The organism is Mesorhizobium sp. WSM4312, from assembly GCF_002294875.1.
Taxonomy (GTDB): Bacteria; Pseudomonadota; Alphaproteobacteria; order Rhizobiales; family Rhizobiaceae; genus Mesorhizobium.
This window is the reverse complement of the sequence record NZ_NSFU01000020.1, coordinates 1-25835: the sequence shown is the minus strand read 5'-3', so window position 1 is coordinate 25835 and position 25835 is coordinate 1. Positions and strand designations below refer to the sequence as shown.

The window sequence follows — 25835 nt, the reverse complement described above, 5'->3', positions numbered from 1 at the left end:
GCAAGGAAGACAGCATGAGCCTGTCGCCCCGTCTCATAGCTCCGGAAAAACGCGGCGAGGATGCCGATCAGACCTTGCGGCCGCAAACACTCGCCGATTTTGTCGGCCAGGCGGCGGTGCGGGCCAACCTCAAGGTCTTCATCGAGGCCGCCAAGGGCCGCAACGAGGCGCTCGACCATGTGCTGTTCGTCGGGCCGCCGGGGCTGGGCAAGACGACGCTGGCGCAGATCATGGCGCGCGAACTCGGCGTCAATTTCCGCTCGACGTCCGGGCCGGTCATCGCCAAGGCCGGTGATCTCGCCGCACTGCTCACCAATCTCGAAGAAGGCGACGTGCTGTTCATCGACGAGATCCACCGGCTCAACCCTGCGGTGGAGGAAATCCTCTATCCGGCGATGGAGGATTTCCAGCTCGACCTGATCATCGGCGAGGGGCCGGCGGCGCGCTCTGTCAAGATCGACCTCGCCCGCTTCACCCTCGTCGCCGCCACCACGCGGCTTGGCCTGCTCACCAATCCGCTGCGCGACCGGTTCGGCATTCCGGTGCGGCTCAACTTCTATACGGTCGAGGAACTGGAGCAGATCGTCCGGCGCGGCGCGCGCATCCTGCAAATGCCGCTCGGCGACGACGGCGCGCTGGAGATCGCGCGGCGCGCGCGCGGCACACCGCGCATCGCGGGGCGGCTGTTGCGCCGCGTGCGCGACTTCGCCTCGGTCGCCGGCGACGGCCATGTCGATCGCCTGATCGCCGACGAGGCATTGACCCGGCTGGAGGTCGACGCGCTCGGCCTCGATGCGCTCGACCGCCGCTATCTCTCGATGATCGCCCGCAATTTCGGCGGCGGGCCGGTCGGTATCGAGACGATCGCCGCCGGCCTGTCCGAGCCGCGCGACGCCATCGAGGACATCATCGAGCCCTATCTGATCCAGCAGGGCTTCATCCAGCGCACGCCGCGCGGGCGCATGCTGACGGCCAATGCCTGGCGCCATCTCGGCCTCGATGCGCCGAAGGATTTGGCGCAGCAGCAGATCAACCTGTTCCAGGAAGAATAGCCGCCAAGCGTTCAGGCGCGGGTTCCCAGACCAGCGATCAAGGATATGTGACCCATCCTGCGCAAAATCTGCGCGTCTTTGCCGATTTGCCGGCGTAATCGTGGATTTTATCGGACGCGTGCGGGGAATCGCGCGATCGAAGGGCTGGGAGCCAATCCATGATAACCAGACGCGGGTTCCTGCGTTTCATCGGCGGGTCGTTCCTGACGGCTGCCGCGCTCGGCGCCTATGCGGTCGGCATCGAGCCGATGCTATTGACCCATGTGAAGCGCTACGCTCTGGCGCCGCCGCACTGGCCTGATGGCCTGAAGCTGCGGGTTGTCGCGCTCGCCGATATTCATGCCTGCCGGCCGTGGATGACGCCGGAACGTATTGCTTCGCTCGTCGAAGACGCCAATGCGCTGCAACCGGACCTCATCGTGCTGCTGGGCGACTACATTGCCGGCATGCCCCTGGTGACGGGACCGGTGACGCCGTCGCAGTGGGCCTCCGCCCTGTCGGGCCTCAAGGCGCCGCTCGGCGTTCTGTCGATCCTTGGTAACCATGATTGGTGGAGCGACGGCTTTGCGCAGCGCGCCGGCGCGGGTCCAATCATCGCACGCAAGGCCCTGGAAAAGGCCGGCATCCCGGTGCTGGAGAACGATGTCGTGCGCCTGGAAAAGGATGGTTATGGCGTTTGGATCGCCGGCCTTGCCGACCAGCTGGCGCTGCTGCCGGCCAGGAGGGGCGACGACTGCAAGGGGCTCGACGATCTCGACGGCACGTTGGCCAAGGTCGGCGACTCCGCGCCGATTATCCTGCTCGCCCATGAGCCGGATATTTTTCCGACCGTCCCGTCGCGGGTTTCGCTGACCCTGTCGGGCCACACGCATGGCGGGCAGGTGCGGCTGTTTGGCTATTCGCCCGTCGTGCCGTCGCGTTTCGGCAACCGCTACGCCTATGGCCATGTCGTCGAGAACGACCGCAATCTGATCGTCTCCGGCGGGCTCGGCTTCAGCATCATGCCGGTGCGTTTCGGCGTGCGCCCGGAGGTCCTGCAGATCGACCTTGGCTGATTTGAACGACAGCGCTCAGGGAAGCGAGCGGATCACGTCCATCACATCCGGCTCGGCCTTGTCGCCATTGAAGGCATCGACGATGCCGAAGGCGCCGCTATAGCTCCACACCGACCATGAGAAACCATGCGCCTCGGCGCGGGCGATCATGTCCTTGACGTAAGCGGCGCGGTACCGTGCCGGCATTACATAGGCATTGCCGTATTCCTGGCGGATCATGCCGAACTCGCCAAGCGTGATGTTTTCGGGCCTGATGCCGTTGGCCTTCGCCCATGCCTCGACCTTTTTGAACGGCGCGTCCATCAGGCCGAGCAGCTTGCCGGGGCTGTCCATGCTGGCGATCTGTTCGTCGAGATAGGCAAGCAGCCCGCTCTGCCGTGTCCACGGCGCTTCGGCCTTGATCCGGGCGCGGATGGTGTCGAGCGTGACGTCGAGCTGCGCCTTCGGCACGGCATCGAGCGGATAGGGCAGGCCGGTCACATAAGGGATAAAGTCGCCGGCCCAGGTCGCGCCCTGGTGGGTGAGCAGGAATGGATCATAGGAATGGAAGGTCCAGATGACATTGTCTTCGGGGATCGCCTTGGGATCGATCTTCTCGAGGGATGAAGCTGCGGAATAGCAGCCGCCGGTCAGCACCAGGGTCAATTTCGTCGCCGAGGATCGTGCCGCGGCGAACAATTTGCGCTGGCGGTCCGGCCACAGGCTGGTGCCGTCGCTGTCGCAGTCGACGATCGGTTCGTTCATCAATTCGAAGGCGACCTGGTTCGGATCTTCGCCGGCCAGGGTGCGGGCCATCTTGCGCACCACGTCGACATAGCGGTCGAAGGTCTGGGGATCGTCCATCACCTGCGCCATGCCGATCTTGCGGCTGCCGCCGGCCGGGATCAGGTGCATGTCGACGATCACCTTCAGGCCGGCGCGGTTGATCATGCGCACCGAGTCCAGCACGCTGCCATAGAGGTCGTCACGCAACGCCGTTGTCTGGTCGGACAGGAAAGGCGACGGGTCGACCGGCATGCGCAGGAAATCGAAACCCGCTTCCTTGAGCGCTCGGAGATCGTCGGCCTTGAGGAATTTGCGCCATTCCGGATAGGGCAGTATGGTCTTGGCGTCGCCCCACTGATCCTCGCCGGGCCAGGTGACCCACTGGTCGAGATTGAGGCCGCGCTTCATCGCAAAAGTAGCCGCCTGACCAGGCAGCGCCAAGGCCATCAGCAACAGCAGCGCCGCCATCAAGCTCTTGATCATCGCCCTCAACAGTGCCATCCGATGTTTCTGGAGCATGATCTCGGCCAAACGGAAACCCGTTTGGCCGAGAAAACCGGTTCCCAGTTTTCGGGATCATGCTCTAGGTCACGCGCGGAACAGGTGCCTCGCCGCGACTGAAAAAGGAAGCGCAATGGACGATCATGGTGAATCGGCGACGCTGCTGGCCGGGCTTTCCGGCGCGCTGACGGCGTTCGGCCATCGGCTGATGGCGCGGGTCTATTATGCCGACACCGATTTCTCCGGCGTCGTCTACCACGCGCGCTATCTCGAATTTCTCGAGCGCGGCCGCTCCGACTATCTCAGGCTCACCGGCGTGCATCACACGGAACTCGCCGACGGCAAGCATGGCGAGAAGATCGTCTGGGTGGTGCGCCGCATGGAGATCGACTTCCGCAGCCCCGCCCGCATCGACGACATCCTGACCGTCGACACCCGTACCGACACCATTTCCGGCGCGCGCATCTTCATGGCGCAGCAGCTCAAGCGCGGCGACGAGGTGCTGGTCGAAGCCAAGGTCGAGGCGGCGATCATCGGCGAGAATGGCCGGCCGCGGCGTTTTCCCAAGGAGTGGGTCGCGGCGTTCATGCCCAAGGTGGGCTGATATTCAGGTGATGCCGGCCGGCAAACGGCGGCTTCCTGCGCTTCCCCGTTCTACTGCGTCGCAGCAGAACGGCGCTCCCAGAAGTACGCTCCGCTCCGGTTCTCGGAGCCCACCATTTTCGACTCGGCCTAGCCTGAATCTCAACCCACCTTTGAGCGTCGTATGAGTTGACGCAGGCCCGGTTCGGGGACTGGCAGGCGCGGCAATGCGCCGCGCCTTATTCACTAACCCATCCTTAACCATAACGGTTCATGAAGAGATTGGTGAAGATTGGCGCTACCGAGCGCCTTCCTTTCACCAATATTTGCCCTGAAAAGGCCGCTAACGGCACGGTTTGGGGCGTCCGGTAGCTTCGTGCGAACCGACCACAAGGGATGCCAGGGGCCAGCCGCCAGCTTCGCCCGGAAAATCTTAAGGACGTAACGATGGAAAATATCGCACTCGCCGAACCGGGCGCGCAATTGTCGATTTGGGCGCTGTTCATGCAGGCCAGCTGGGTGGTCAAGCTGGTCATGATCGGGCTGCTCTGCGCCTCGGTCTGGACCTGGGCGATCATCATCGACAAGCTGGTTGCCTATGGCCGGATGCGGCTGGCGCTGAACCGCTTCGAGCAGGTCTTCTGGTCCGGGCAGTCGCTGGAAGAGCTCTACCGCACACTCGCCGACCGCAAAACCTCAGGCATGGGCGCCATTTTCGTCGCCGCCATGCGCGAGTGGAAGAAGAGCTTCGAGAAAGGCGCCAAGACGCCGCTCGGGCTGCAGACCCGCATCGACAAGGCAATGGACCTGGCGCTGACCCGCGAGATGGAGAAGCTGGAGGGGCGCCTCGGCTTCCTCGCCACCACGGGCTCGGCGGCCCCGTTCATCGGTCTGTTCGGCACGGTCATCGGCATCATGACCTCGTTCCAGGCCATCGCCGGGTCCAAGAACACCAGCCTTGCGGTTGTCGCACCCGGCATCGCCGAGGCGTTGCTGGCGACGGCCATCGGCCTGCTCGCCGCCATCCCGGCGGTCATCGCCTACAACAAGCTGTCATCGGATGCGAGCAAGCTCGCGGTGCGCATGGAAGGGTTCTCCGACGAGTTCTCCGCCATACTCTCGCGCCAAATCGATGAAAAAGTCGCGCCGAAGGCCTGAGGAGTAGCTGATGGGTATGTCCGTAGGCATGGCGGGACGCGGCGGGCGCGGCCACAGGCGGCGCGGCCGTCACCATGGGCTGATGTCGGAAATCAACGTCACGCCGATGGTCGACGTGATGCTGGTGCTTTTGATCATCTTCATGGTCGCCGCACCGATGCTGACGGTCGGCGTGCCGATCGACCTGCCCGACACGCAGGCCAAGGCGATGAATGCCGACACGCAGCCGATCACCGTTTCGATCAACGCCACCGGCCAGATTTATCTCCAGGAAACCGAGATCCCGATCGAAGAGCTGGTGGCCAAGCTGCAGGCGATCTCGAAGACCGGTTACGAGGAGCGCATCTTCATCCGTGGTGACAAGTCCACCGACTACGGCACGGCGATGAAGGTGATGGCCCGCATTTCGGCCGCCGGCTACAAGAATATCGGCCTGGTTTCGCTGCAGGAACAGGATCAATAGACGCGCGATGAAGACCGGCCTCACCACATCGGTGATCTTGCACACGGCGGTGCTGGCCTTCGGCCTGTTCACGCTGTCGGCGCCGGCCGCGCTTCCGTCCGCCGATGTCGAGTCGGTCGCGGTCGACATCGTGCCGATGGAAGCCATCGCGCAGACGCTGCAGGGCGACAAGAAGGCCGTGATGCATGAAAAGCCGGCGCCGCTGCCGACCCAGCGCCCGGATATCGTGCCGGCTTCGCAGAAGGTCGGCGAGAACAGCGTCGACACCGACAAGCCGATAACGCCGGAGGCCAAGCCGAAGCCCGTCGACATGACATCGGCCCCGCCGCCCGCGCCGACTCCCAAAGAGACGCCGAAGACCGAGGACGTGCCGAAGCCGCAGGAAAAGCCGAAGCCCATTCCGGCGACGGAAGTGGCGCCCGCGCCGACGCCCAAGGAAGAGGTCAAGCCCGAGCCGGTCAAGCAGACCGAGCCGAAGCCGACGCCGGCCAAGCCGGCGCCGACCCCGCCGCCGCAGGACAAGACCGCCGCTATCGATCCGACGCCCGAGGTCAAGCCGGATGCCGTCGCCGAGGCCATAGCCAAGGATCCGCCGACCGAAGAGACGCAATTGCCGAGCTCGGCGCCCGCGCCGGAAGCGCGGCCGAAGCCGCAGCCGGCACAGGCTGAAAGCGCCAAGGCGCCTGAACGCAAGGATGCCGACAAGCCGGTCAAGGAAGCGTCGTCGAAGCCGAAATCGGACGACAAGCAGTTCAACGCCAACGAGATCTCCGCGCTCCTCGACAAGCAGAAGCCGTCAGGCGGCGGTGCCAAGCGCTCGACGCAGCAGGCCTCGCTCGGCGGCGACAAGGACCAGGGCCAGAAGCTGTCGAAGTCGGAACAGGGCGCCCTGGAAAGCCAGTTGGGTGGTTGCTGGACATTGCCTGTCGGCCTCGAGGGCTCGGAGAATTTCGTCGTGGTCGTGCGCTTCAACCTGGACAACTCCGGCAAGCTCGATGGCCGTCCGTCCGTTGAAAAGTCGAGCGGCAACCGGCAGTTCGATGAAAGCGCGGTTCGTGCGGTTCAGAAATGCGACGTGGCCGGCCTGCAGGTTCCTGCCGGCAAGCAGGACATCTGGAACGACATCCGGGTCACTTTCGATCCAAGGGAGATGCTCGGCCTCTAGGCCTGGCGCCCAACCAATCAAAAGAAGAGAAGCGAGAAGATATGAGATCCTTCCTCAAGCCGCTCCTGATGGTCGCAGCGATGGCGATGGGCATGACGGCGGTAGTCCCCATGCCGGCGTGGGCGCTCGTCGAGCTCAACGTCAACAAAGGCAATGTCGAGCCGCTGCCGATCGCCATCACGGATTTCCAGGGCGGCGACGCGCTTGGCGCGCAGATCTCTCAGATCGTCACGGCCGACCTGAAGCGCTCGGGCCTGTTCGCGCCGATCGACAAGAGCGCCTTCATCGAGAAGATCTCGAACCCGGATGCCGCACCCCGCTTCGACGACTGGAAGGTGATCAACGCGCAGGCGCTGGTCACCGGCAGCGTCAGCAAGGAGGCCGATGGCCGCATCCGTGCGCAGTACCGGCTTTGGGACACTTTCGCCGGACAGCAGATGTCGGGTGAGCAGTTCTTCGCCAACGACGCCAACCAGCGCCGCGTCGCCCACATCATCGCGGACGCCATCTATGAACGGCTGACCGGCGAGAAGGGCTACTTCGACACGCGCGTGGTGTTCATCGACGAATCCGGCGCCAAGAACGCGCGCAAGAAGCGCCTGGCCATCATGGACCAGGACGGCGCCAATGTCCGCTATCTCTCGGACGGCCGGTCGATCGTGCTGACGCCGCGTTTCTCGCCGAACCGGCAGGAAATCACCTACATGTCCTATGAGAGCGGCCAGCCGCGGGTCTATCTCCTGCAGATCGAGACCGGGCAGCGCGAACTGGTCGGCAATTTCCCCGGCATGACGTTTGCGCCGCGCTTCTCGCCCGACGGCCAGAAGGTGATCATGAGCCTGCTGCGCGACGACGGCAATTCCAACATCTTCGCCATGGACCTGCGCAGCCGCTCGACGACGCGGCTGACCAACTCGACCGCCATCGACACCTCGCCCTCCTATTCGCCCGACGGCAGCAAGGTGGTGTTCACTTCCGACCGCGGTGGCCGCGCGCAGATCTATGTGATGGGCGCCGACGGCTCGGGCCAGACCCGAATCTCCTTCGGCGACGGCGTCTATTCAACGCCGGTGTGGTCGCCGCGCGGCGATCTCATCGCCTTCACCAAGCAGACCGGCGGCGAATTCCAGATCGGCGTCATGAAGACCGACGGTTCCGGCGAGCGCATTCTGTCGTCCGGTTTCCAGCAGGAAGGACCGACCTGGGCGCCAAACGGCCGCGTGCTGATGTTCTTCCGCGACTCCAATGGCGGCCCGAAGCTGGTTTCTGTCGATCTCACCGGCCGCAATGAGCAGCCGATCCCGACCGCGAACTTCGCGTCGGATCCGGCCTGGTCGCCGCTGCTGGAATAGCGTCGGCCGAATTGCCACACATGCTGAAAAGGGGCCGTTTCGGCCCCTTTTCCATGCCTTCGTCGCGTTTTGGCCGCATTTCCGCCTAGGGTCCGCGCCAACTGTGACCCCGATCAAAAGGTTGCGGACGGGCAGCCTAAACCAAATTTTAACCGTGTTTCTTGAATGCCGGTTAACCCAAACGTGGTTACTGGGTGATCAACGAAATCACTCGAAATGCGAAGGAGAGGCGGCATGGGCCGTATCGCAGCACTTACCAGAAACCCGGTCATGATCGCGCTGGTGGCGATGCTCGCCATTGCCGGTTGCGCTTCGAAGAAGACGCCCAACAGCGCCGCCGATCTTGGCCTCAACGGTGCCGGTGCCGCAACGCCCGGCTCGGCGCAGGATTTCACCGTCAACATTGGCGACCGGATCTTCTTCGATACGGACTCGTCCTCGATCCGCGCCGACGCGCAGACGACGCTCGCCCGCCAGGCGCAGTGGCTGAACCAGTACAAGCAGTATGCCATCGTCGTCGAAGGTCATGCCGACGAACGCGGCACGCGCGAGTACAATTTGGCGCTCGGCGCCCGCCGCGCCGCCGCCGCCCGCGACTTCCTCGTTTCCAAGGGTGTCGCTTCCAGCCGTTTGAAGACCATTTCCTACGGCAAGGAACGTCCGGTCGCGGTGTGCGACGACATCTCCTGCTGGTCGCAGAATCGCCGCGCCGTCACCACGCTCAGCGGCGCCGGTTCCTGAGTTGGCCGCGCGTCGGGAGACGCGATCGCGCCGACTGGCAAAAATGCAACACAGCTTTGCGAAAGGCGGCCTCCGGGCCGCCTTTTTCATATCCGGGTGACCGAAACAAAATTTGGCCGAAGTCTCGCGTCCTGCTATGAGCCGAGGGCGCCTGGCTGGTCCCATCCTGATTGGAAGGCGCGAACAGACAAACGACACACGGCGAGAGGCACATGCATTTGAGATCGGTTCTGAGCGGCACGCTTGCGGCGCTGCTCCTATCAGGCTTCACCGCCCTGGCAAGCGGTCCGGGGGCAAGCGGCCCAGGGCAGTCAACCGACAGCGGCTTTTCCTTCCATCTGCCGAGCCTCGAGTTGCCGAGCCTCTTCGGCGACAAGAAGAAACCCGACCAGGTCCAGCTCGCGCAGCAGTCGAACGGCGCCGGCGCCACCGGGCTCGAGGACCAGCTGCGCCAGATGAACGGCAAGATCGAAGAGCTCAATTTCCAGATCCTGCAGATGCAGGAACAGATGCGCAAGCAGCAGGAAGACAACGAGTTCCGCTTCCAGCAGCTTGAAGGCGGCGCGCAAGGCGGACAGCCTCCGGCGCAGAAGAAATCCGACGCCACCACCGACACCAACACCGACGTGGCGGCGGCCCCGGCTACCCAGGCTCCGGCCGATGCCGGCGCCGCGCCCGGCGCCAATCAGTCCGCGGGCGGCAAGACGGTCGAGGACGTCATCGTCGAATCGCCGGATGGCGACCCCGGCAAGGTGATCCCCGGCACGGGAGCCCCGGAAAAGACCTTTGGTTCCATCACCGTCGACAAGAACGGCAATGTGATCGATGCCGGCGGCAACACCCAGTCGACCGCGCCGGCGCAAGATGGCGCCCCGGCCACCGGCGCTCCGGCCAAGGCCGGCAAGTCCAATGGCACGATCGTCGCGGCGCTGCCCTCCACCAAGGACCCGGAGGAACTCTACCGCAATTCCTACCAGTTCATCCTGTCGGGCGACTACAGCACCGCCGAACAGGGTTTTCGCGATCATATCTCGCGCTTCCCGCGCGATGCGAAGGCGGCGGACGCGCATTACTGGCTGGGTGAATCGCTGCTTGGCCAGCAGAAATACCGCGACGCGGCCGAAGTCTTCCTCGCCGCCAGCAAGGACTACCCCAAGGCCAAGAAGGCGCCCGACATGCTGTTGAAACTCGGCGTGTCGCTGGTCGGCCTCAAGCAGCACGACGTCGCCTGCGCCACCTTCAGCGAAGTCGGCAAGCGCTACCCCGACATCTCCAGTGCCCTGAAGGAACGCGTCAAGCAGGAGAAGGCCCTGGCTGCGTGCTGATTTTTCCCAGGCATGTCTTGGTCCTTGGACCGCGACCGCCTTTGGACGACATGCGTTGATGCTCGACACCGAGCCCGATCTTTCGACCAGACTTTTTTCGCCTATCGATTTTACCCGCGGCGCCATTGCGGCCGTGTCCGGCGGCAGCGACTCGACCGCCCTGCTTCTCCTTCTCAAACAGCATCTCGACCGAACCGCATCGTCAGCGAAGCTGCTGGCCGTGACGATCGACCATGGCCTGCGCCAGGGTTCGGCAGCCGAGGCGCAAGCCGTGGCGAAGCTGTGCGCCGAGCGCGGCATTGCCCACCGCACCCTGACGTGGTCCGGGCGCAAGCCATCGACCGGCCTGCCGGCGGCGGCGCGCGAGGCGCGCTACCATCTGCTGGCCGAGGCGGCGCGCGCGGAAGGCATCGGCCTGATCGTCACCGGTCATACCGCCGACGACCAGGCCGAGACGGTGCTGATGCGGCATGCCCGCGGCCGGGAGCGTGCCGACATGGCAGGCCGTGGGCTTGCCGGCATGGCGCCGGCCACCCTCTATGATTGGCGCGAGTGGATCGTTCGCCCGCTTCTCGGGATGCGGCGCTCGGCGCTTCGCGATTTCCTGCGGCATGAACATGTTGGCTGGGCCGATGACCCGACCAATATCGACGAGGCCTTCGAGCGGCCGCGCGTGCGCGCGGCACTTGCCGGCGAAAGTGCCGGCCACATGGAGAATGCGCTGCGGCTCGCTGGCCAAGCCGCCGTCGAGCGCAGGCAGCTTGGCGCCAGCGCTGCCGATCTGATCCATCGCTTCGCCAGCCAGCCGTGCACGGGTCTCGTCCGGCTCGATCCGGCAATGCTGACCGCGGACGACGGCCGGGCGGCCATCTATGCGTTGCGCATCCTGCTGGCCACCGCCGGAGGCGTTGCCTTCCTGCCGGACCAGGCGCGCAGCGAGGCGCTGTTGGGCCGGCTGAAGGCCGGATTTCTTTGCGCCACATTGTCGCGGACGGTGGTCGATTTCCGGCGAACCGGTCTCTTCCTGCGCCGCGAGGCGCGGGGTTTGCCGCCCGCCGCAACCGCTGTCGACAACACCATCTGGGACGGCCGCCGCCACATCACATTGAACGACAGGTCCGGCGCATTGTTGATCGCACCGTTGGGCGTGACAGGTGCGAGGCGGCTGGCGATCGATGATGGAGAAACCCCGGCAAGCCTGATGCGCGCCGCAATGGCCGCGGAACCGACATTGCGACAAGCCCTTGAAAAGCCTGGTTCGCCGCAGGGCGGGGCGGGGTCGCCGGCGTTCGCGGCGCGACCGGTCGTGTCGCCTTTTTCCCGCTTTCTGCCGTCCTTCGATCTGGCGCCGGCGCGGGCCGTCGCCGAACTGATCGGCGCGTCACCGCTTCCCGCTTCGCCATTGCGCGGCCACAGTGCCGATTGATGGTGGCCGAAAGCTTAACCCAGACGTGCTGTTCTGCTTGGCAAGGGGAGACGCTCTCCCTATGTTAGGCTCAAGTTTCCTCTCATGATGCTGTCCGTGCGCGGACGCCAACGGGACAATTGATGAATCCGAACTATCGCAACCTCGCGCTCTGGGCGATCATAGCGGTCCTGCTCATCGCTCTCTTCAATCTGTTCCAGACGCCGCAGACGCGCGGGGCTTCGAGCGATGTGCCTTATTCGCAGTTCCTACAGGATGTCGCGGCCGGCCGGGTCAAGACGGTGACCATTGCGGGCGCCCGCATCACCGGCACCTACACCGACAATTCCACCGGCTTCCAGACCTATTCGCCCGGCGATCCCCAGCTGGTCTCGCGGCTGCAGGACAAGAACGTCACCATCAATGCGCGGCCCGAGACCGACGGTTCCAATTCGCTGTTCGGCTACCTGATCTCCTGGCTGCCGATGATCCTGATCCTCGGCGTCTGGATATTCTTCATGCGCCAGATGCAGTCCGGATCAGGGCGCGCCATGGGTTTTGGCAAGTCGAAGGCCAAGCTTCTGACGGAGGCGCATGGCCGCGTCACGTTCCAGGACGTCGCCGGCGTCGACGAAGCCAAGGAAGATCTGGAAGAGATCGTCGAGTTCCTGCGCGATCCGCAGAAGTTCCAGCGTCTCGGCGGCAAGATTCCGCGCGGCGTGCTATTGGTCGGCCCTCCCGGCACCGGCAAGACGCTGCTCGCCCGCTCGGTCGCCGGCGAAGCCAACGTGCCGTTCTTCACCATTTCGGGTTCGGACTTCGTCGAGATGTTCGTCGGCGTCGGTGCAAGCCGTGTGCGTGACATGTTCGACCAGGCCAAGAAGAACGCGCCCTGCATCATCTTCATCGACGAAATCGACGCGGTCGGGCGCCACCGCGGCGCCGGCCTCGGCGGCGGCAACGACGAGCGCGAGCAGACGCTGAACCAGCTGCTGGTCGAGATGGACGGCTTCGAATCCAACGAAAGCATCATCCTGATCGCCGCCACCAATCGTCCCGACGTGCTCGATCCGGCGCTGCTGCGTCCGGGCCGTTTCGACCGCCAGGTGGTGGTGCCGAACCCCGATATCGTCGGCCGCGAGAAGATCCTCAAGGTGCATGTGCGCAACGTGCCGCTGGCCCCCAATGTCGATCTCAAGGTTGTCGCGCGTGGCACGCCGGGCTTCTCCGGCGCCGACCTGATGAACCTTGTCAACGAATCGGCGCTGATGGCGGCGCGGCGCAACAAGCGCCTCGTCACCATGGCCGAGTTCGAGGACGCCAAGGACAAGATCATGATGGGCGCCGAACGCCGCTCATCGGCCATGACCCAGGCCGAGAAGGAGCTGACCGCCTATCACGAAGCCGGCCACGCCATACTGGCGCTCAACGTGCCGTCAGCCGACCCGCTGCACAAGGCCACCATCATTCCGCGTGGCCGCGCGCTCGGCATGGTCATGCAGTTGCCGGAAGGCGACCGCTATTCGATGAGCTACAAATACATGATCTCGCGCCTTGCCATCATGATGGGCGGCCGCGTTGCCGAGGAGTTCAAATTCGGCAAGGAGAACATCACTTCGGGCGCCTCTTCCGACATCGAGCAGGCAACCAAGCTGGCGCGCGCCATGGTCACGCGCTGGGGCTTTTCCGACAAGCTCGGCCATGTCGCCTATGGCGACAACCAGGAAGAAGTGTTCCTCGGCCATTCGGTGGCGCGCACGCAAAACATCTCGGAAGAGACCGCGCAGATCATCGACGCCGAAGTGCGTCGCCTGATCGACGAGGCCTATTCGACAGCAAAGTCCATCCTGACTAAGAAGAAGAAGGAATGGATCGCGCTGGCGCAGGGCCTGCTCGAATACGAGACGCTGTCGGGCGACGAGATCAAGCAGCTGATCGCCGGCGAGAAGCCCGCGCGCGATCTCGGCGACGACACGCCGCCCAGCCGCGGCTCGGCCGTGCCGAAGTCCGGCGGCCGCCGCAAGAAGGGTCCCGAGCCCGAAGGCGGCATGGAGCCACAGCCGTCAAGCTGAGCCGGGGCGGACAGCAGATCCTCGGGACAAGCCCGAGGATCACGGCTCAACGTCTGCGTGACCGCTTTATCCGCCGTATTCCATTTTTATGATTCAGCTTTCAGCCGCGCATTGCACAGGCTGTAATAACCGCCGCCCTTCTGGATCCAGCGAAGGCCGTTCAACGTACCCGCGTCCTTATTGCCGTGGTAACCCTGCAGGCAGGTCTTCATCCGCGCCTTCGCGGGCTTTTCGGTCTTGAACTCGGCGGCGAGGGTGGTTGGGAATGTCACGCCTGCCGGCGCTACAGTGGGGGCGACCGCCGCGTCGGATTCCTTTTTCGGCTGCGGCGCGGTTTTGACGGTATCGCCGCTGACACTCTCCGCAGCGGGCGTCGCGCATTTCTCCTTGCGGAAAGCGGCCCAGTCCATGCCGTTCAGAGTGCCGCCTTCTTTGGCTGTCCGATAGGTCTCGCCGCATTCCTTCATCGTCAGTGCGCTTGCAGGGGCGACGCTCCAAGCAACCGATGCCGTCACAGCCAATACCGCCAATTTCAAATTGGGCATAAGATCCTCCCGGTTGATAACAAGTTAGACATCCTTTTGTATACTGTTTGTTCCTGATATGTTCAATTAGAATCTTTGGGAGCTAGCGATAAGGGCCGGCGGTGGGCAGTGTGGGCGAATTGATGCCGACAGCTCCCGCGATAGATGCGAGCAAGGCCGCGGGCGTCGTCGCGAGCAATAAAAGGCCCGCGAAGCAGATGCATCGCGGGCCTTTGCCTGTCCTTGCCAGACTTTCCGTCTAACTCAATTCGATCTCAACCGGCTCATGCCTCATCGATCCGGGGGAATGCGTAGCTTAGCCCTTCAGCTTGGCATTGCACAGGCTGTAGAAGCCGCCGCCCTTCTGGATCCACTTCAGGCCGCCAAGCGCATTGGCGTCCTTGAGGGCATAGTACTGGTCGAGGCAGGTGTGCATGCGGCCCTTTCCGGGGGTCTCGCTGGCATATTTCGGCGAGATCGCGGACGGGAAGGTGACGCCCTTGGGCGCAACCGTCGTCGGCTTCGCCGGCTCCTTGGTGTAATTTGCTTCACTCGGGGCAGGCACGGTGTCGTCATCCGAGGCGCTGGCGCCGCATTCGGCCTTGCGGAAGTCGTTCCACTTCATGCCCTTCAGGGTGTTCGCCGTCTTGGCAGCCTGGTACTTGGTGCTGCACTCGGCCATGCTCAGGCCCTTGCCGCCACTGTCGGCGGGAGCCGCGGCTGCCTTGGTGGTTGCCGGCTTGGTGGTGTCAGCGGCGGCGGATGCGCCGGCGGCGCATTCGGTCTTGCGGAAGTCGTTCCACTTCATGCCGTTCAGCGTGCCGGCGGCCTTCGCCGCCTGGTACTTGGCGCTGCATTCCTTGGCCGTCAGCCCCTTCGCGGCGCCCGCGTCGGCGGCCGCTGCCTTGGCTGCCTTGGCCGGCTTGGTTTCGGCGGCCTTCTTGGTATCGGCCGGCTTGGTGTCCGTGGTGGCGGCGGCATCGGTGCCGCATTGCGCCTTGCGGAACTGGTTCCAGGTCTGGCCGGCCAGTGTCCCCGCATCCTTGGCGGCGTTATATTTCGTGCTGCACTCGGCCATCGTCAGTGCGTTGGCTGGCGCGGCCAGGAACAACGTCACTACGGCGAGGCCGGTCAAAGTGGCAAGTCGGTGGATGAGCATAGCGTTTCTCCATTGCAGCAGCCCATTATACGTCCCTGCGAATCAATAACGCTCAACGGTCGGTTGCGCCAGATGCTAAGTGGCGTATATACCGCCCAAAGCTTGCTCCTCCCGATAAGGTGATGAAATCATTGTGCCTTACCGGGTCAAAAACAAGATTTTCCGCGTGCAGCTGCGGCATATAGCTCGCAGAACTGGTATATTGCAGCGCCGCGGTGCCATCATGTTGGGCTGCTGCCTTGTTGTGTGCAGCGCACAACAATGATTTTCTAAGGATTGGTAACATATAATCACACAATGTGATCATGGCTCGCCGGTCAATTATGGCATTAAAGCGCCGGCAAAGAACCTTCAGGGAATTGAACTCGCATGGCAGGGAATTACTTCGGCACGGACGGCATTCGCGGGCGCGCCAACAAGTTTCCGATGACCGCGGAGATCGCCATGCGGGTCGGGATGGCCGCTGGCCTTTCGTTCCAGCGCGGCAGCCACCGCCATCGCGTCGTTCTGGGCAAGGACACCAGGCTTTCCGGCTACATGATCGAGAATGCGATGGTGGCGGGTCTCTGCGCCGCCGGCATGGACGTGTTCCTGCTAGGCCCGATCCCGACCCCGGCCGTCGCCATGCTGGTGCGTTCCCTGCGCGCCGATATCGGCGTCATGATCTCGGCCTCGCACAATCCCTATTACGACAACGGCATCAAGCTGTTCGGTCCGGATGGCTACAAGCTTTCGGACGAGATCGAAGAGCGCATCGAGAGCATGCTCGACAAGGATATCGAACTGACACTCGCCGATTCCGACGGGCTTGGCCGCGCCAAGCGTGTCGATGGCGTGCATGACCGCTATATCGAGTTCGCCAAGCGTACGTTGCCGCGCTCGATGTCGCTTTCGGGCCTCAGGATCGTCGTCGATTGCGCCAATGGCGCGGCCTACAAGGTGGCGCCCGAGGCGCTGTGGGAGCTCGGCGCCGAGGTCGTGGCCATCAATGTCGAACCCAACGGCTTCAACATCAACAAGGAATGCGGCTCGACGCATCCGGCCGGCCTGCAGAAGAAGGTGCATGAAGTGCGCGCCGATATCGGCATCGCGCTCGATGGCGATGCAGACCGCGTCGTCATCGTCGACGAGAATGGCGCTATCGTCGACGGCGACCAGATCATGGCGATGATCGCCGAGTCCTGGCACCAGAGCGGACGGCTTGCCGGCGGCGGCGTGGTATCGACGGTCATGTCCAATCTCGGCCTCGAACGCTTCCTCGGCGACATGAAACTGCAATTGCACCGCACCAAGGTCGGCGACCGCTATGTCGTGGAGCATATGCGCGCGCATGGGCTCAATGTCGGCGGCGAACAGTCCGGTCACATCGTGCTGTCGGATTTCTCGACCACCGGCGACGGCCTAGTGTCGGCGCTGCAGGTGCTGGCCTGCATCAAGCGCCAGGGACGCCCGGTCAGCGAACTGTCGAAGAAATTCGAGCCGGTGCCGCAACTCTTGAAGAATGTCCGTATCGCCGGCGGCAAGCCGCTCGAGGAAGCTCCGGTCAAGGCCGCGATCGAGGATGCGCGCAACCGTCTCGGCAAGGCCGGGCGTCTGGTCATCCGTCCGTCCGGCACCGAGCCGCTGATCCGTGTCATGGCCGAAGGCGACGATCCGCAACTGGTCGAGGCCGTCGTCAACGACATTGTCGAGGTCATTTCGGAGACCCGCAGCGCAGCCTGATCTCCAGGGCGCCCTCAGCGTGTTTCACCGGTTCACGGAATTGCTCTGGGGGTCACGTCACTGCTCCGGTTGCATATCCAGGCCCGCCATTTCGGCGGGCTTTTTTATTGGCCGGAGAGCGACCCCCTTACTATCGAAATCATGCCCGGATTCCTCGAATTTTAGAGATTCGTGGTTAACCGACAGGGTTAAACGCCTTTTAACTTTTCCAATTCATTATCCACGCCTGAAAGCCAATCTCGTTCGGACGCGATCGCGTTCCGAGGGTTCCTAGGGGTGACAAGCATGTTCAATACAGCAAGAAAGGCCCTGTTCGCGTTGCTGTTCGCGGGCCTGGCCTGGCCGGTGTTCGCGGCCGACCTGCCTGAGCCGCAGGTAGAAGAGGCACCGCCGCCGGTCTACGAACAGCCGGTCGACGTCGGCGGCTGGTATATCCGCGGCGACATCGACTATCACAAGTCCGATGTGCGCGGCATCGACTACATGACCTACGGCATCGATCCCTGTAATTGTACGGTCATACCGGGCGGCAAGAGTTTCGACTACGGCAAGCTCAAGGGCGGCTTCTCGCTCGGCGGCGGTGTCGGCTACAAGATCAACGATTACCTGCGTACGGACGTGACCGCCGACTACTGGTTCAAGTCGAACTTCAACGGCGGCACCTCGGATCTCGTCTCGACGTCGACCGAAGTGTCGAAGATGAGCGCCCTGCTGCTGCTGGCCAATGCCTATGTCGATATCGGCACCTGGCACGGCATCACGCCTTATGTCGGCGCCGGTATCGGCGGCGCGCACGTCAAGTGGGATACCGTCTACGACCCGAACACCACCGAGACCAACCCCGGAGCATCCAACTGGCGCTTCGCTTATGCCCTGATGGCCGGTGCCTCCTACTGCTTGACCGACAAGATCATCCTCGATGCGGGCTATCGTTTCTCCCATATTCAGGGCGGCCGCATGTTCGAATGGGATGCGAGCAGCACCGGCCCGGGTTTCGACCGCGGCTTCAACACCCACGAGGTGCGCGGCGGCCTGCGCTATCAGTTCGGTGGCAACAATGGGTGCGCGGCACCGGTGGTGGCCTACCAGCCCGAACCTGAGCCGGTCTACACCAAGTAAGAAATCCGCAGCTTCCAATATACACGAACCGCCCGGCTTGACCGGGCGGTTTTCGCTTGAGCTGTCGCCAATGAAGCGCCCTGACAGGGAGGGCAATTTAGGCGCTATGTATTAGCTGAACTGAATTCGCTAACGCTCTATTAGCCTTAACCGTGACTTAACCACTATGGTTAACAATGCTTCCTGAAACGATGGCTGCCGTGTTGATCGCAGGTGTCGTCAAATCCGGGAGTCGGGGACTATGACACTCACATCGCGTACTGTGCTGGCGCTTGCCGGACTCGGTCTCTTGCCGCTGACGCCGGCAATCGCCGCCGACTACGATCCGCCGATCTATACCGATCAGGCGCCCGACTATGTGCCGGTCGAGGTCGGCTCCGGCTGGTATCTGCGCGGCGACGTCTCCTATCTGGTGCAGAAGAGCTTCAAGAACGATGATTTCGCCTTCACGCCGGCGAGCTTCGACGAAAAAGAAGATCCGATCTTTGCCAGCATCGGCTTTGGCTACCACTTCAACGACTATCTGCGCGCCGATCTCAATCTCGGCTATCTGCCCGGCAACAAGATCGGCGTTGGCTATGATGATTCGGGATCCACGATCGCGTATACCCAAGCGTCGGCTGACCTGAAGAATTACGCCTACTCGCTCATGCTCAACGGCTATGTCGACCTTGGCACTTATGTCGGGATCACCCCTTATCTGGGCGGCGGCGTCGGAATCGTACAGAGCACGCGCAAGCTCTCGGCCAGCTATTTCACCAACAATTTCGATCCCACCGACGATTTCGAGCAGACCGACGACAAGACGAAGTACTCCTTGGCCTATACGCTCAATGCCGGCCTTGCCTACCAGGTGTCGAAGAACGTTTCGGTCGACCTCGGCTATCAGTATTTCTCCGCCCCGGATGCCGAATATGTCACGGCCGCAAGTCTGACCTCCTTCCCCGTCCACAAGGGCATCAGCAATCACCAGATCAAGCTCGGACTGCGCTACGATCTCTGGTAGGCCAGGGACCGGGCGAGACTTTAGCGGCGGATCCCAGCGGTCCGCCGTTCGCGTTTGAGATCACGCGATCCTGATCACGGATCGCCGGTATCCCGGCAGCGACAAAAACTTTCCTCTTGACGCCCGAGGCCTGAACGCATATCGCCGTCCGTGGGCCACCCCTCCCCAACGAGGGGCCACTATCTGGAAGGATAGACCACGATGACGACGCATACGAAACCCGGACTCCGTCCGGCAAACCCCAATTTCTCCTCAGGTCCTTGCGCAAAACGCCCCGGCTGGTCGGTCGAGGCGCTCAAGAATGCCGCGCTCGGCCGTTCCCACCGCGCCAAGATCGGCAAGACCAAGCTCGAACAGGCGATCGAGCTGACGCGCGAAATCCTCCGGGTTCCGGCCGACTACCGCATCGGCATCGTGCCGGCGTCGGACACAGGCGCCGTCGAGATGGCGCTGTGGTCGCTGCTCGGCGAGCGCGGCGTCGACATGGTCGCCTGGGAAAGCTTCGGCTCCGGCTGGGTCACCGACGTGGTCAAGCAGCTGAAGCTGCCCGACGTGCGCAAGCTCGAGGCCGGCTATGGCGAGTTGCCGGATCTGGCCAAGATCGATTTCGACCGCGACGTTGTCTTCACCTGGAACGGCACCACGTCGGGCGTGCGCGTGCCGAATGGTGACTTCATCCCGGCGGATCGCAAGGGCCTGACCATCTGCGACGCCACTTCGGCGGCTTTCGCGCAAAGGCTCGATTTCGAAAAGCTCGATGTCGTCACTTTCTCCTGGCAGAAAGTGCTGGGCGGCGAGGGCGCGCATGGCATGCTGATCCTGTCGCCCCGAGCCGTCGCGCGGCTGGAGAACTACAAGCCTTCATGGCCGCTGCCGAAAATCTTCCGCCTGACCTCCGGCGGCAAGCTGATCGAGGGCATTTTCAAGGGCGAGACCATCAACACGCCGTCGATGCTGTGTGTCGAGGACTATCTCGACGCGCTGCACTGGGCGAAGTCGATCGGCGGCCTCGATGCACTGGTCGCCAGGGCGGATGCCAATGCTGCCGTGCTCGACGGATTTGTCGACAAGTCCTCCTGGCTCGGCCATCTCGCCGTCCAGCCGGCGACGCGGTCGAACACGTCGGTCTGCTTGTCCTTCACCGATGCCCATGTGGCGACGCTCGACGCCGACGGTCAGGCGGCTTTCGCCAAGGGGCTGGTCTCGGCGCTCGACAAGGAAGGTGTCGCCTACGACATCGGCTCCTATCGCGACGCGCCTCCGGGCCTGCGTATCTGGTGCGGTGCGACGGTCGAGACATCGGATCTCGAGGCGCTGCTGCCCTGGCTCGACTGGGCCTTCGCCGCGCAGAAGGCGTCGCTGAAAGCGGCGGCCTGAGACTTTCCGTGGCGGCCCGCGGGCCGCCCGTTCCCGGATCAATCCCATTTCAAGGAGGCCGCAATGGCGCCCCGCGTTCTCGTCTCTGACAAACTCTCTCCCACCGCCGTGCAGATCTTCAAGGATCGCGGCGTCGAGGTCGACTATCTGCCAGACCTCGGCAAGGACAAGGAAAAGCTGCTCGAAGTGATCGGCCAGTATGACGGCCTCGCCATCCGCTCGGCAACCAAGGTCACCGAAAAGCTGATCAACGCCGCCACCAGGCTCAAGGTCATCGGCCGCGCCGGCATCGGCGTCGACAATGTCGATATCCCGGCGGCGAGCCGCAAGGGTATCATCGTGATGAACACGCCCTTCGGCAATTCGATCACGACAGCCGAGCATGCCGTGGCGATGATCTTCGCGCTGGCGCGCCAGATCCCGGAAGCCAACGCCTCGACCCATGCCGGCAAGTGGGAGAAGAACCGCTTCATGGGTGTCGAGATCACCGGCAAGACGCTGGGTGTCATCGGCTGCGGCAATATCGGCTCGATCGTCGCCACACGCGGCGTCGGACTGAAGATGCATGTCATCGCCTTCGACCCGTTCCTGTCGGACAAGCGTGCCGAGGAGCTCGGCGTCGACAAGGTCGAGCTCGATGAGCTGTTCGCTCGCGCGGACTTCATCACGCTGCACACGCCACTGACCGACAAGACGCGCAACATCATCGACGCCGGGGCAATCGCCAAGATGAAGAACGGCGTGCGCATCATCAATTGCGCGCGCGGTGGGCTGATCGTCGAGGCCGATCTGATCGCGGCGTTGAAGAGCGGCAAGGTGGCGGGCGTCGGCATCGACGTGTTCGAGGTGGAGCCGGCCGAGCAGAACGCCCTGTTCGGCATGGAAAACGTGGTGGCGACGCCGCATCTCGGCGCCTCGACGGCGGAAGCGCAGGAGAATGTCGCGCTGCAGGTCGCCGAGCAGATGTCGGACTATCTGATCAAGGGCGCGGTCTCCAACGCCATCAACATGCCGTCGATCACGGCGGAAGAAGCGCCGCGGCTCAAGCCCTTCGTCAAGCTCGCCGAAGTGCTCGGCGCCTTTGTCGGCCAGGTCACCGAGGATCCGATCACGGAGGTCGAGATCCTGTTCGACGGCTCGACCGCGACGATGAACACGCGCGCGCTGATCAGCGCGACGCTGGCCGGGCTGATCCGGCCGCAGGTCTCCGACGTCAACATGGTTTCGGCGCCGATCATGGTGAAGGAGCGCGGCATCATCGTCGCCGAGGTCAAGCGCGACAAGTCGGGCGTGTTCGACGGCTACATCAAGCTGACGGTCAAGACCGAGCACAGGACGCGCTCGATCGCCGGCACCTGCTTCTCGGACGGCAAGCCACGCTTCATCCAGATCAAGGGCATCAACCTTGACGCCGAGGTCGGCCAGCACATGCTCTACACCACCAATGCCGATGCCCCCGGCATCATCGGCCTGCTCGGCACGGTGTGCGGCGAGAATGGTGTCAACATCGCCAACTTCCAGCTTGGCCGCAACCGGCCGGGCGGCGACGCCATAGCGCTGCTCTATCTCGACGCGCCGTTCCCGGAAAAGGTGCTGGAGCAGGTGCGGGCGCACAAGTCGATCGATTCGGCCAAGCGGCTGCAGTTCGACGTCGGCGGGATCTGACCCCCGGCTTTTCGCCAAGATCAGAAGGCGCGGCGTCTGTCGCGCCTTCCTGCTGCTCAGCGCGCCCTGGCCTGCCGGGTCATCGCGCTCTTGCGCCCGCTATGTTCGGCAAGCCCGATGCCGCCCAGCACGAGCACAAGCGCCAAGGCCTGATAGAGCTGGAACGTCTCGCCGACGATCAGCACCGAAAGCAGCGTGCCGAAGATCGGCACCAGGTTGATGAACAGGCCGGCGCGGTTGGCGCCGATCAGCTCGTTGCCCCTGATGTAGGTTATCTGCGAGACGACCGAGGCGCCGATGGCGGTGTAGACGATGACCGTCCAGCCGCGTGCGTCGGGCACGATGGCCTTGCCGGCGGCGACCTCCCACAGCAGGAAGGGCAGCGAGGTGATGAGCGCGGCGATCGACATGGCCAGCATCAGGCTCTGCCAGCGCAGCGCCGGCTTCAGCCGCAGCCCGACCGAATAGCCGCTGTAGAGGACGACCGCCACCAGCATGATGGCGTCGCCGAAATTGAGCTCCAGCGTCAGCAGCCGGCGCGGATCGCCGTGGCAAGCGGTCAGGATCACGCCGGCGATGGTCAGCACGACGCCGGCGATCTGCGCCAAGTTCACGCGCAGCCGGAAGAAGACGAAATTGGCCGTCATGATCAGGATCGGCATCGCCGCCTGTTCGATCGAGACGTTGATCGCCGTCGTGTAGTTGAGTGCCGTGTAGAAGATCACGTTGAACAGCGTGAAGCCGCTGGCGCCGAGTGCCGCCAGAACGAGCCAGTGCCGGCGCACCACGGGCCAGTCCTCCTGGATCGTGCGCCAGCCGAGCGGCAGCAGGATCGCCACCGCCAGCACCCAGCGCAGGAAGACCAGCATCATCGGCGAGACGTGATCGACCGCCAGCTTGCCGGCCACCGAATTGCCACCCCACAGCAAGGTGGTGAGCAGCAGGAATAAGTAGGCGCTTCGATGCATCGCAGGATTCCGGCCGCGACGGATGCGTTGCGGTGTTTGCCGGCCTATTGCCCCTCTCAGCCCAAGTAAATGATGTCAAAGCCGAAAATTGTTGTGCCTCAGGGCATTTTCGGCGGCAAAGAAAGGTCGCGCTCGCGAGGTCTTGACGCTATAGAGGCCTGTCGTTTCGAACCATATCCAAGCCGCTCGGCGGCGTCTCAAGGGAAAAGAAACATGGCCAATGTGGTGGTCGTCGGCTCGCAGTGGGGCGACGAAGGCAAGGGCAAGATCGTCGACTGGCTGTCGGAGCGCGCCGATGTCGTGGTGCGTTTCCAGGGTGGCCACAATGCCGGCCACACGCTGGTCGTTGACGGCAAGGTCTACAAGCTGTCGCTGTTGCCGTCCGGCGTCGTGCGGCAGGGCAAGCTGTCCATCATAGGCAATGGCGTGGTCTTCGACCCGCATGCTTTCGTGGCCGAAGTGTCAAAGCTCAAGGCGCAGGGCGTCGAAGTGACGCCGGATCGCCTGAAAATAGCCGAAAACACAGCGCTTATCCTGTCGCTGCACCGGGAGCTGGACGGATTCCGCGAGGACGCCGCGTCAAATTCCGGAACGAAGATTGGCACGACCCGCCGGGGCATTGGTCCGGCCTATGAGGACAAGGTGGGTCGGCGCGCGGTGCGGGTGATGGATCTGGCGGATTTGGAAACGCTGCCCCTGAAGGTCGACAGGCTGCTGACGCATCATAACGCGCTGCGCCGCGGGCTTGGCCATGGCGAAGTCACGCATGACGCGATCATGGCCGAATTGACCTCGGTCGCCGACGAGATCCTGCCCTACATGGACCGTGTCTGGAAGATCCTCGACGACAAGCGCCGCGCCGGCGAGCGCATCCTGTTCGAAGGCGCGCAAGGCACGCTGCTCGACATCGACCACGGCACCTATCCGTTCGTCACCTCGTCCAACACGGTGGCCGGCCAGGCCGCCGCCGGCTCGGGCGTCGGTCCAGGCGCCATCGGTTATGTCCTTGGCATCACCAAGGCCTACACGACGCGCGTCGGCGAAGGTCCGTTCCCGACCGAACAGAAGAACGAGATCGGCGAATTCCTCGGCACGCGCGGCCATGAATTCGGCGTCGTCACCGGACGCAAGCGCCGCTGCGGCTGGTTCGACGCGGTGCTGGTGCGCCAGGCTGTCGCCGTCAACGGCATCAAGGGCATCGCGTTGACCAAGCTCGACGTGCTCGACGGGCTGGATGAGATCAAGGTCTGCACCGGCTATCGCCTCGACGGCGAGATGATCGATTACCTGCCTGCGAGCCAGGGCGCGCAGGCCCGTGTCGAACCGGTCTATGAGGCGCTGGAAGGGTGGAAAGGCACCACTGCCGGCGCGCGCAGCTGGAACGACCTTCCGGCCCAGGCCGTCAAATATGTCCGATACATAGAGGAGTTGATCGGCGCGCCGGTGGCCCTCCTCTCCACCAGCCCGGAACGGGACGATACGATACTTGTGACCGATCCGTTTCAAGACTAGTTTCTGAAGCCTTTCCGGGCATCACGGCTGATTTGCGGGGGCCGGCGCGGAAGCAAAATACAGGTCGACTGAAGCATGGCAGATTTTGTTGCTGTTCTGAAAAAGGCGCTCGACAAGCACGGTGACGAGACGCCTGAAAAGCGTACGCGCATCTATGACAGCGTTCGTTCCATGCTGGCCAAGAAGCTCGCGGAATATTCGCCGCCGCTGGCCACCGAAGCCATAAGCGCGCAAAAGCGCTCACTGGAAAACGCCATTACGAGCGTCGAGCGCGAGTATGCCAAGAGCGTGCCGGAAACGGACCCGCTCGCGGAGCTGGAGCACATCTTTTCCTCGATCGACCGCAACAAGAACCAGCCGAGCCACACGCGCCAGCCGGTGAAGGCGGAGCCGGCGTGGCCGGCACCGCCAGCCGCCAAGGCCGAGCCTTACCGTCCCGCGCCGCCGCCTGCCGCCACGCCGCAACCTTACCAGTCCGCGCCTTCGCCCGTGGCCAAGGCCGAGCCAGGCTGGCAGAAACCCACGCCGGTGCAACCGGTGGCCCCCGATCTCGCCGATCCTGCCTTGCCGGGCATGGATACGGACCAGGACGATGATCGCGCCGACGTCTTCCCGGACGATGAGGAACCGGCGGCAGCCGATACTTTCCGCCTGCGCCCTGCCGAGCGCAAGCGCAGCTATGGCGGACTGATCGCCGCCGTCGTGGCCTTGCTGGTCGTTGCCGGCGGCGGCTATGGCATCTGGCTCAACAAGGACGCCTTCAGCAAGATGCTGGGCCTCGACGGCAGCAAGGTCGTCGCCAAGACCGAACCCGTGAAACCGGCGCCGGCCAAGCCGGCGACCGACGCCCCGGCGGCGCCAGCGCCCGCGGCAGGTGCCGAGGGGACGAAATTCACGCAGCGGCTGACGCCCGAAGGCGGCGAAACCGACCCCGGCCCGGCCGCTGGCCAAACCGGCATAGGCGAGGGTGAATCCGTCGCAGCGCTGACGACACCGCCATCGGTGACGAATGCCCCGGCCAATCCGCCCCCGGCCGCAGCCGCGCCCGCGCCAGCCGCGGCGGCGCCTGCCGCGACCGCACCCGCACCGGCGGCTGGCACCGCGCCCCCCGCGACCCCGCCTGCCGACCTGTCTCTTATACACATCT

Annotated in this window: 21 protein-coding genes and 1 pseudogene; 18 read left to right on the top strand and 4 right to left on the bottom strand. The window is 63.8% G+C overall.

Annotation, left to right across the window (positions count from 1 at the left end; translation table 11 throughout):
* Window positions 1-14: 14 nt before the first annotated feature.
* On the top strand, window positions 15-1052 hold the full coding sequence (ruvB, locus tag CK228_RS27930; protein WP_010912034.1) for a Holliday junction branch migration DNA helicase RuvB: 1038 nt from the start codon (window positions 15-17) through the stop codon (window positions 1050-1052).
* Between the two features lie 158 nt (window positions 1053-1210).
* Complete coding sequence (locus CK228_RS27925; RefSeq protein ID WP_095789897.1) at window positions 1211-2107, top strand: metallophosphoesterase; 897 nt, start codon at window positions 1211-1213, stop codon at window positions 2105-2107.
* A 15-nt stretch (window positions 2108-2122) separates the two neighbouring features.
* On the opposite strand, the gene CK228_RS27920 is transcribed toward CK228_RS27925, so the two are convergent.
* Window positions 2123-3373, bottom strand: a complete 1251-nt coding sequence (locus CK228_RS27920; RefSeq protein WP_095789947.1) for a cellulase family glycosylhydrolase — start codon at window positions 3371-3373, stop codon at window positions 2123-2125.
* 133 nt (window positions 3374-3506) lie between these two features.
* Here CK228_RS27920 and ybgC point away from each other — a divergent pair, with 133 nt between their 5' ends.
* The 9 genes from ybgC (at window position 3507) to ftsH (ending at window position 13636) form a co-directional block, all read left to right on the top strand.
* A complete protein-coding gene (ybgC, locus tag CK228_RS27915) occupies window positions 3507-3977 on the top strand; it encodes a tol-pal system-associated acyl-CoA thioesterase (RefSeq protein WP_095772055.1) in 471 nt (156 codons plus the stop codon).
* 425 nt (window positions 3978-4402) lie between these two features.
* On the top strand, window positions 4403-5113 hold the full coding sequence (tolQ, locus tag CK228_RS27910) for a protein TolQ (protein ID WP_019861737.1): 711 nt from the start codon (window positions 4403-4405) through the stop codon (window positions 5111-5113).
* 10 nt (window positions 5114-5123) lie between these two features.
* Entirely contained in the window at window positions 5124-5576 is a 453-nt protein-coding gene (gene tolR, locus CK228_RS27905) for a protein TolR (protein WP_027023582.1), read from the top strand.
* 7 nt (window positions 5577-5583) lie between these two features.
* Window positions 5584-6741, top strand: a complete 1158-nt coding sequence (locus CK228_RS27900; protein WP_019861736.1) for a TonB family protein — start codon at window positions 5584-5586, stop codon at window positions 6739-6741.
* Window positions 6742-6782: 41 nt separating this feature from the next.
* On the top strand, window positions 6783-8093 hold the full coding sequence (tolB, locus tag CK228_RS27895; RefSeq protein WP_095789896.1) for a Tol-Pal system beta propeller repeat protein TolB: 1311 nt from the start codon (window positions 6783-6785) through the stop codon (window positions 8091-8093).
* A 234-nt stretch (window positions 8094-8327) separates the two neighbouring features.
* Window positions 8328-8834: a peptidoglycan-associated lipoprotein Pal gene (gene pal / locus CK228_RS27890; RefSeq protein ID WP_013892538.1), complete on the top strand. Its 507-nt coding sequence runs from the start codon at window positions 8328-8330 to the stop codon at window positions 8832-8834.
* A 212-nt stretch (window positions 8835-9046) separates the two neighbouring features.
* The gene (gene ybgF / locus CK228_RS27885) at window positions 9047-10159 is read left to right on the top strand and encodes a tol-pal system protein YbgF (protein ID WP_095789946.1); all 1113 of its coding nucleotides are present in this window, start codon (window positions 9047-9049) and stop codon (window positions 10157-10159) included.
* A 58-nt stretch (window positions 10160-10217) separates the two neighbouring features.
* On the top strand, window positions 10218-11585 hold the full coding sequence (gene tilS, locus CK228_RS27880; RefSeq protein ID WP_095789895.1) for a tRNA lysidine(34) synthetase TilS: 1368 nt from the start codon (window positions 10218-10220) through the stop codon (window positions 11583-11585).
* Between the two features lie 122 nt (window positions 11586-11707).
* Entirely contained in the window at window positions 11708-13636 is a 1929-nt protein-coding gene (ftsH, locus tag CK228_RS27875) for an ATP-dependent zinc metalloprotease FtsH (protein ID WP_019861731.1), read from the top strand.
* 86 nt (window positions 13637-13722) lie between these two features.
* Here the strand turns inward: ftsH and CK228_RS27870 are convergent, their stop codons facing one another.
* Together CK228_RS27870 and CK228_RS36035 are read right to left on the bottom strand one after the other, a co-directional pair.
* On the bottom strand, window positions 13723-14181 hold the full coding sequence (locus CK228_RS27870; protein ID WP_095772058.1) for a hypothetical protein: 459 nt from the start codon (window positions 14179-14181) through the stop codon (window positions 13723-13725).
* A gap of 295 nt (window positions 14182-14476) precedes the next feature.
* On the bottom strand, window positions 14477-15319 hold the full coding sequence (locus tag CK228_RS36035; RefSeq protein WP_095789894.1) for a hypothetical protein: 843 nt from the start codon (window positions 15317-15319) through the stop codon (window positions 14477-14479).
* A 369-nt stretch (window positions 15320-15688) separates the two neighbouring features.
* Between CK228_RS36035 and glmM the strand changes: the two genes are divergently transcribed.
* From glmM to serA, 5 genes are all read left to right on the top strand, one after another.
* Window positions 15689-17041 (top strand): phosphoglucosamine mutase, encoded by a 1353-nt coding sequence (gene glmM / locus CK228_RS27860; protein WP_095772060.1) that lies wholly within the window; start codon window positions 15689-15691, stop codon window positions 17039-17041.
* Between the two features lie 285 nt (window positions 17042-17326).
* Window positions 17327-18160, top strand: a complete 834-nt coding sequence (locus tag CK228_RS27855) for an outer membrane protein (protein WP_095772061.1) — start codon at window positions 17327-17329, stop codon at window positions 18158-18160.
* A 241-nt stretch (window positions 18161-18401) separates the two neighbouring features.
* Complete coding sequence (locus tag CK228_RS27850; protein WP_095772062.1) at window positions 18402-19166, top strand: outer membrane protein; 765 nt, start codon at window positions 18402-18404, stop codon at window positions 19164-19166.
* Between the two features lie 201 nt (window positions 19167-19367).
* Window positions 19368-20543 (top strand): phosphoserine transaminase, encoded by a 1176-nt coding sequence (locus CK228_RS27845; RefSeq protein ID WP_095789893.1) that lies wholly within the window; start codon window positions 19368-19370, stop codon window positions 20541-20543.
* 63 nt (window positions 20544-20606) lie between these two features.
* Window positions 20607-22208: a phosphoglycerate dehydrogenase gene (gene serA / locus CK228_RS27840; protein WP_095772064.1), complete on the top strand. Its 1602-nt coding sequence runs from the start codon at window positions 20607-20609 to the stop codon at window positions 22206-22208.
* 56 nt (window positions 22209-22264) lie between these two features.
* Here the strand turns inward: serA and CK228_RS27835 are convergent, their stop codons facing one another.
* A complete protein-coding gene (locus tag CK228_RS27835; protein ID WP_095789892.1) occupies window positions 22265-23176 on the bottom strand; it encodes a DMT family transporter in 912 nt (303 codons plus the stop codon).
* A 213-nt stretch (window positions 23177-23389) separates the two neighbouring features.
* On the opposite strand from CK228_RS27835, the gene CK228_RS27830 reads away from it, so the two are divergent.
* Window positions 23390-24688 carry an adenylosuccinate synthase gene (locus tag CK228_RS27830; RefSeq protein ID WP_095772066.1) on the top strand — a complete coding sequence of 433 codons (1299 nt, stop codon included), beginning with the start codon at window positions 23390-23392 and terminating at the stop codon, window positions 24686-24688.
* A gap of 75 nt (window positions 24689-24763) precedes the next feature.
* Window positions 24764-25835: pseudogene (locus CK228_RS27825) on the top strand (hypothetical protein); the annotation flags it as partial.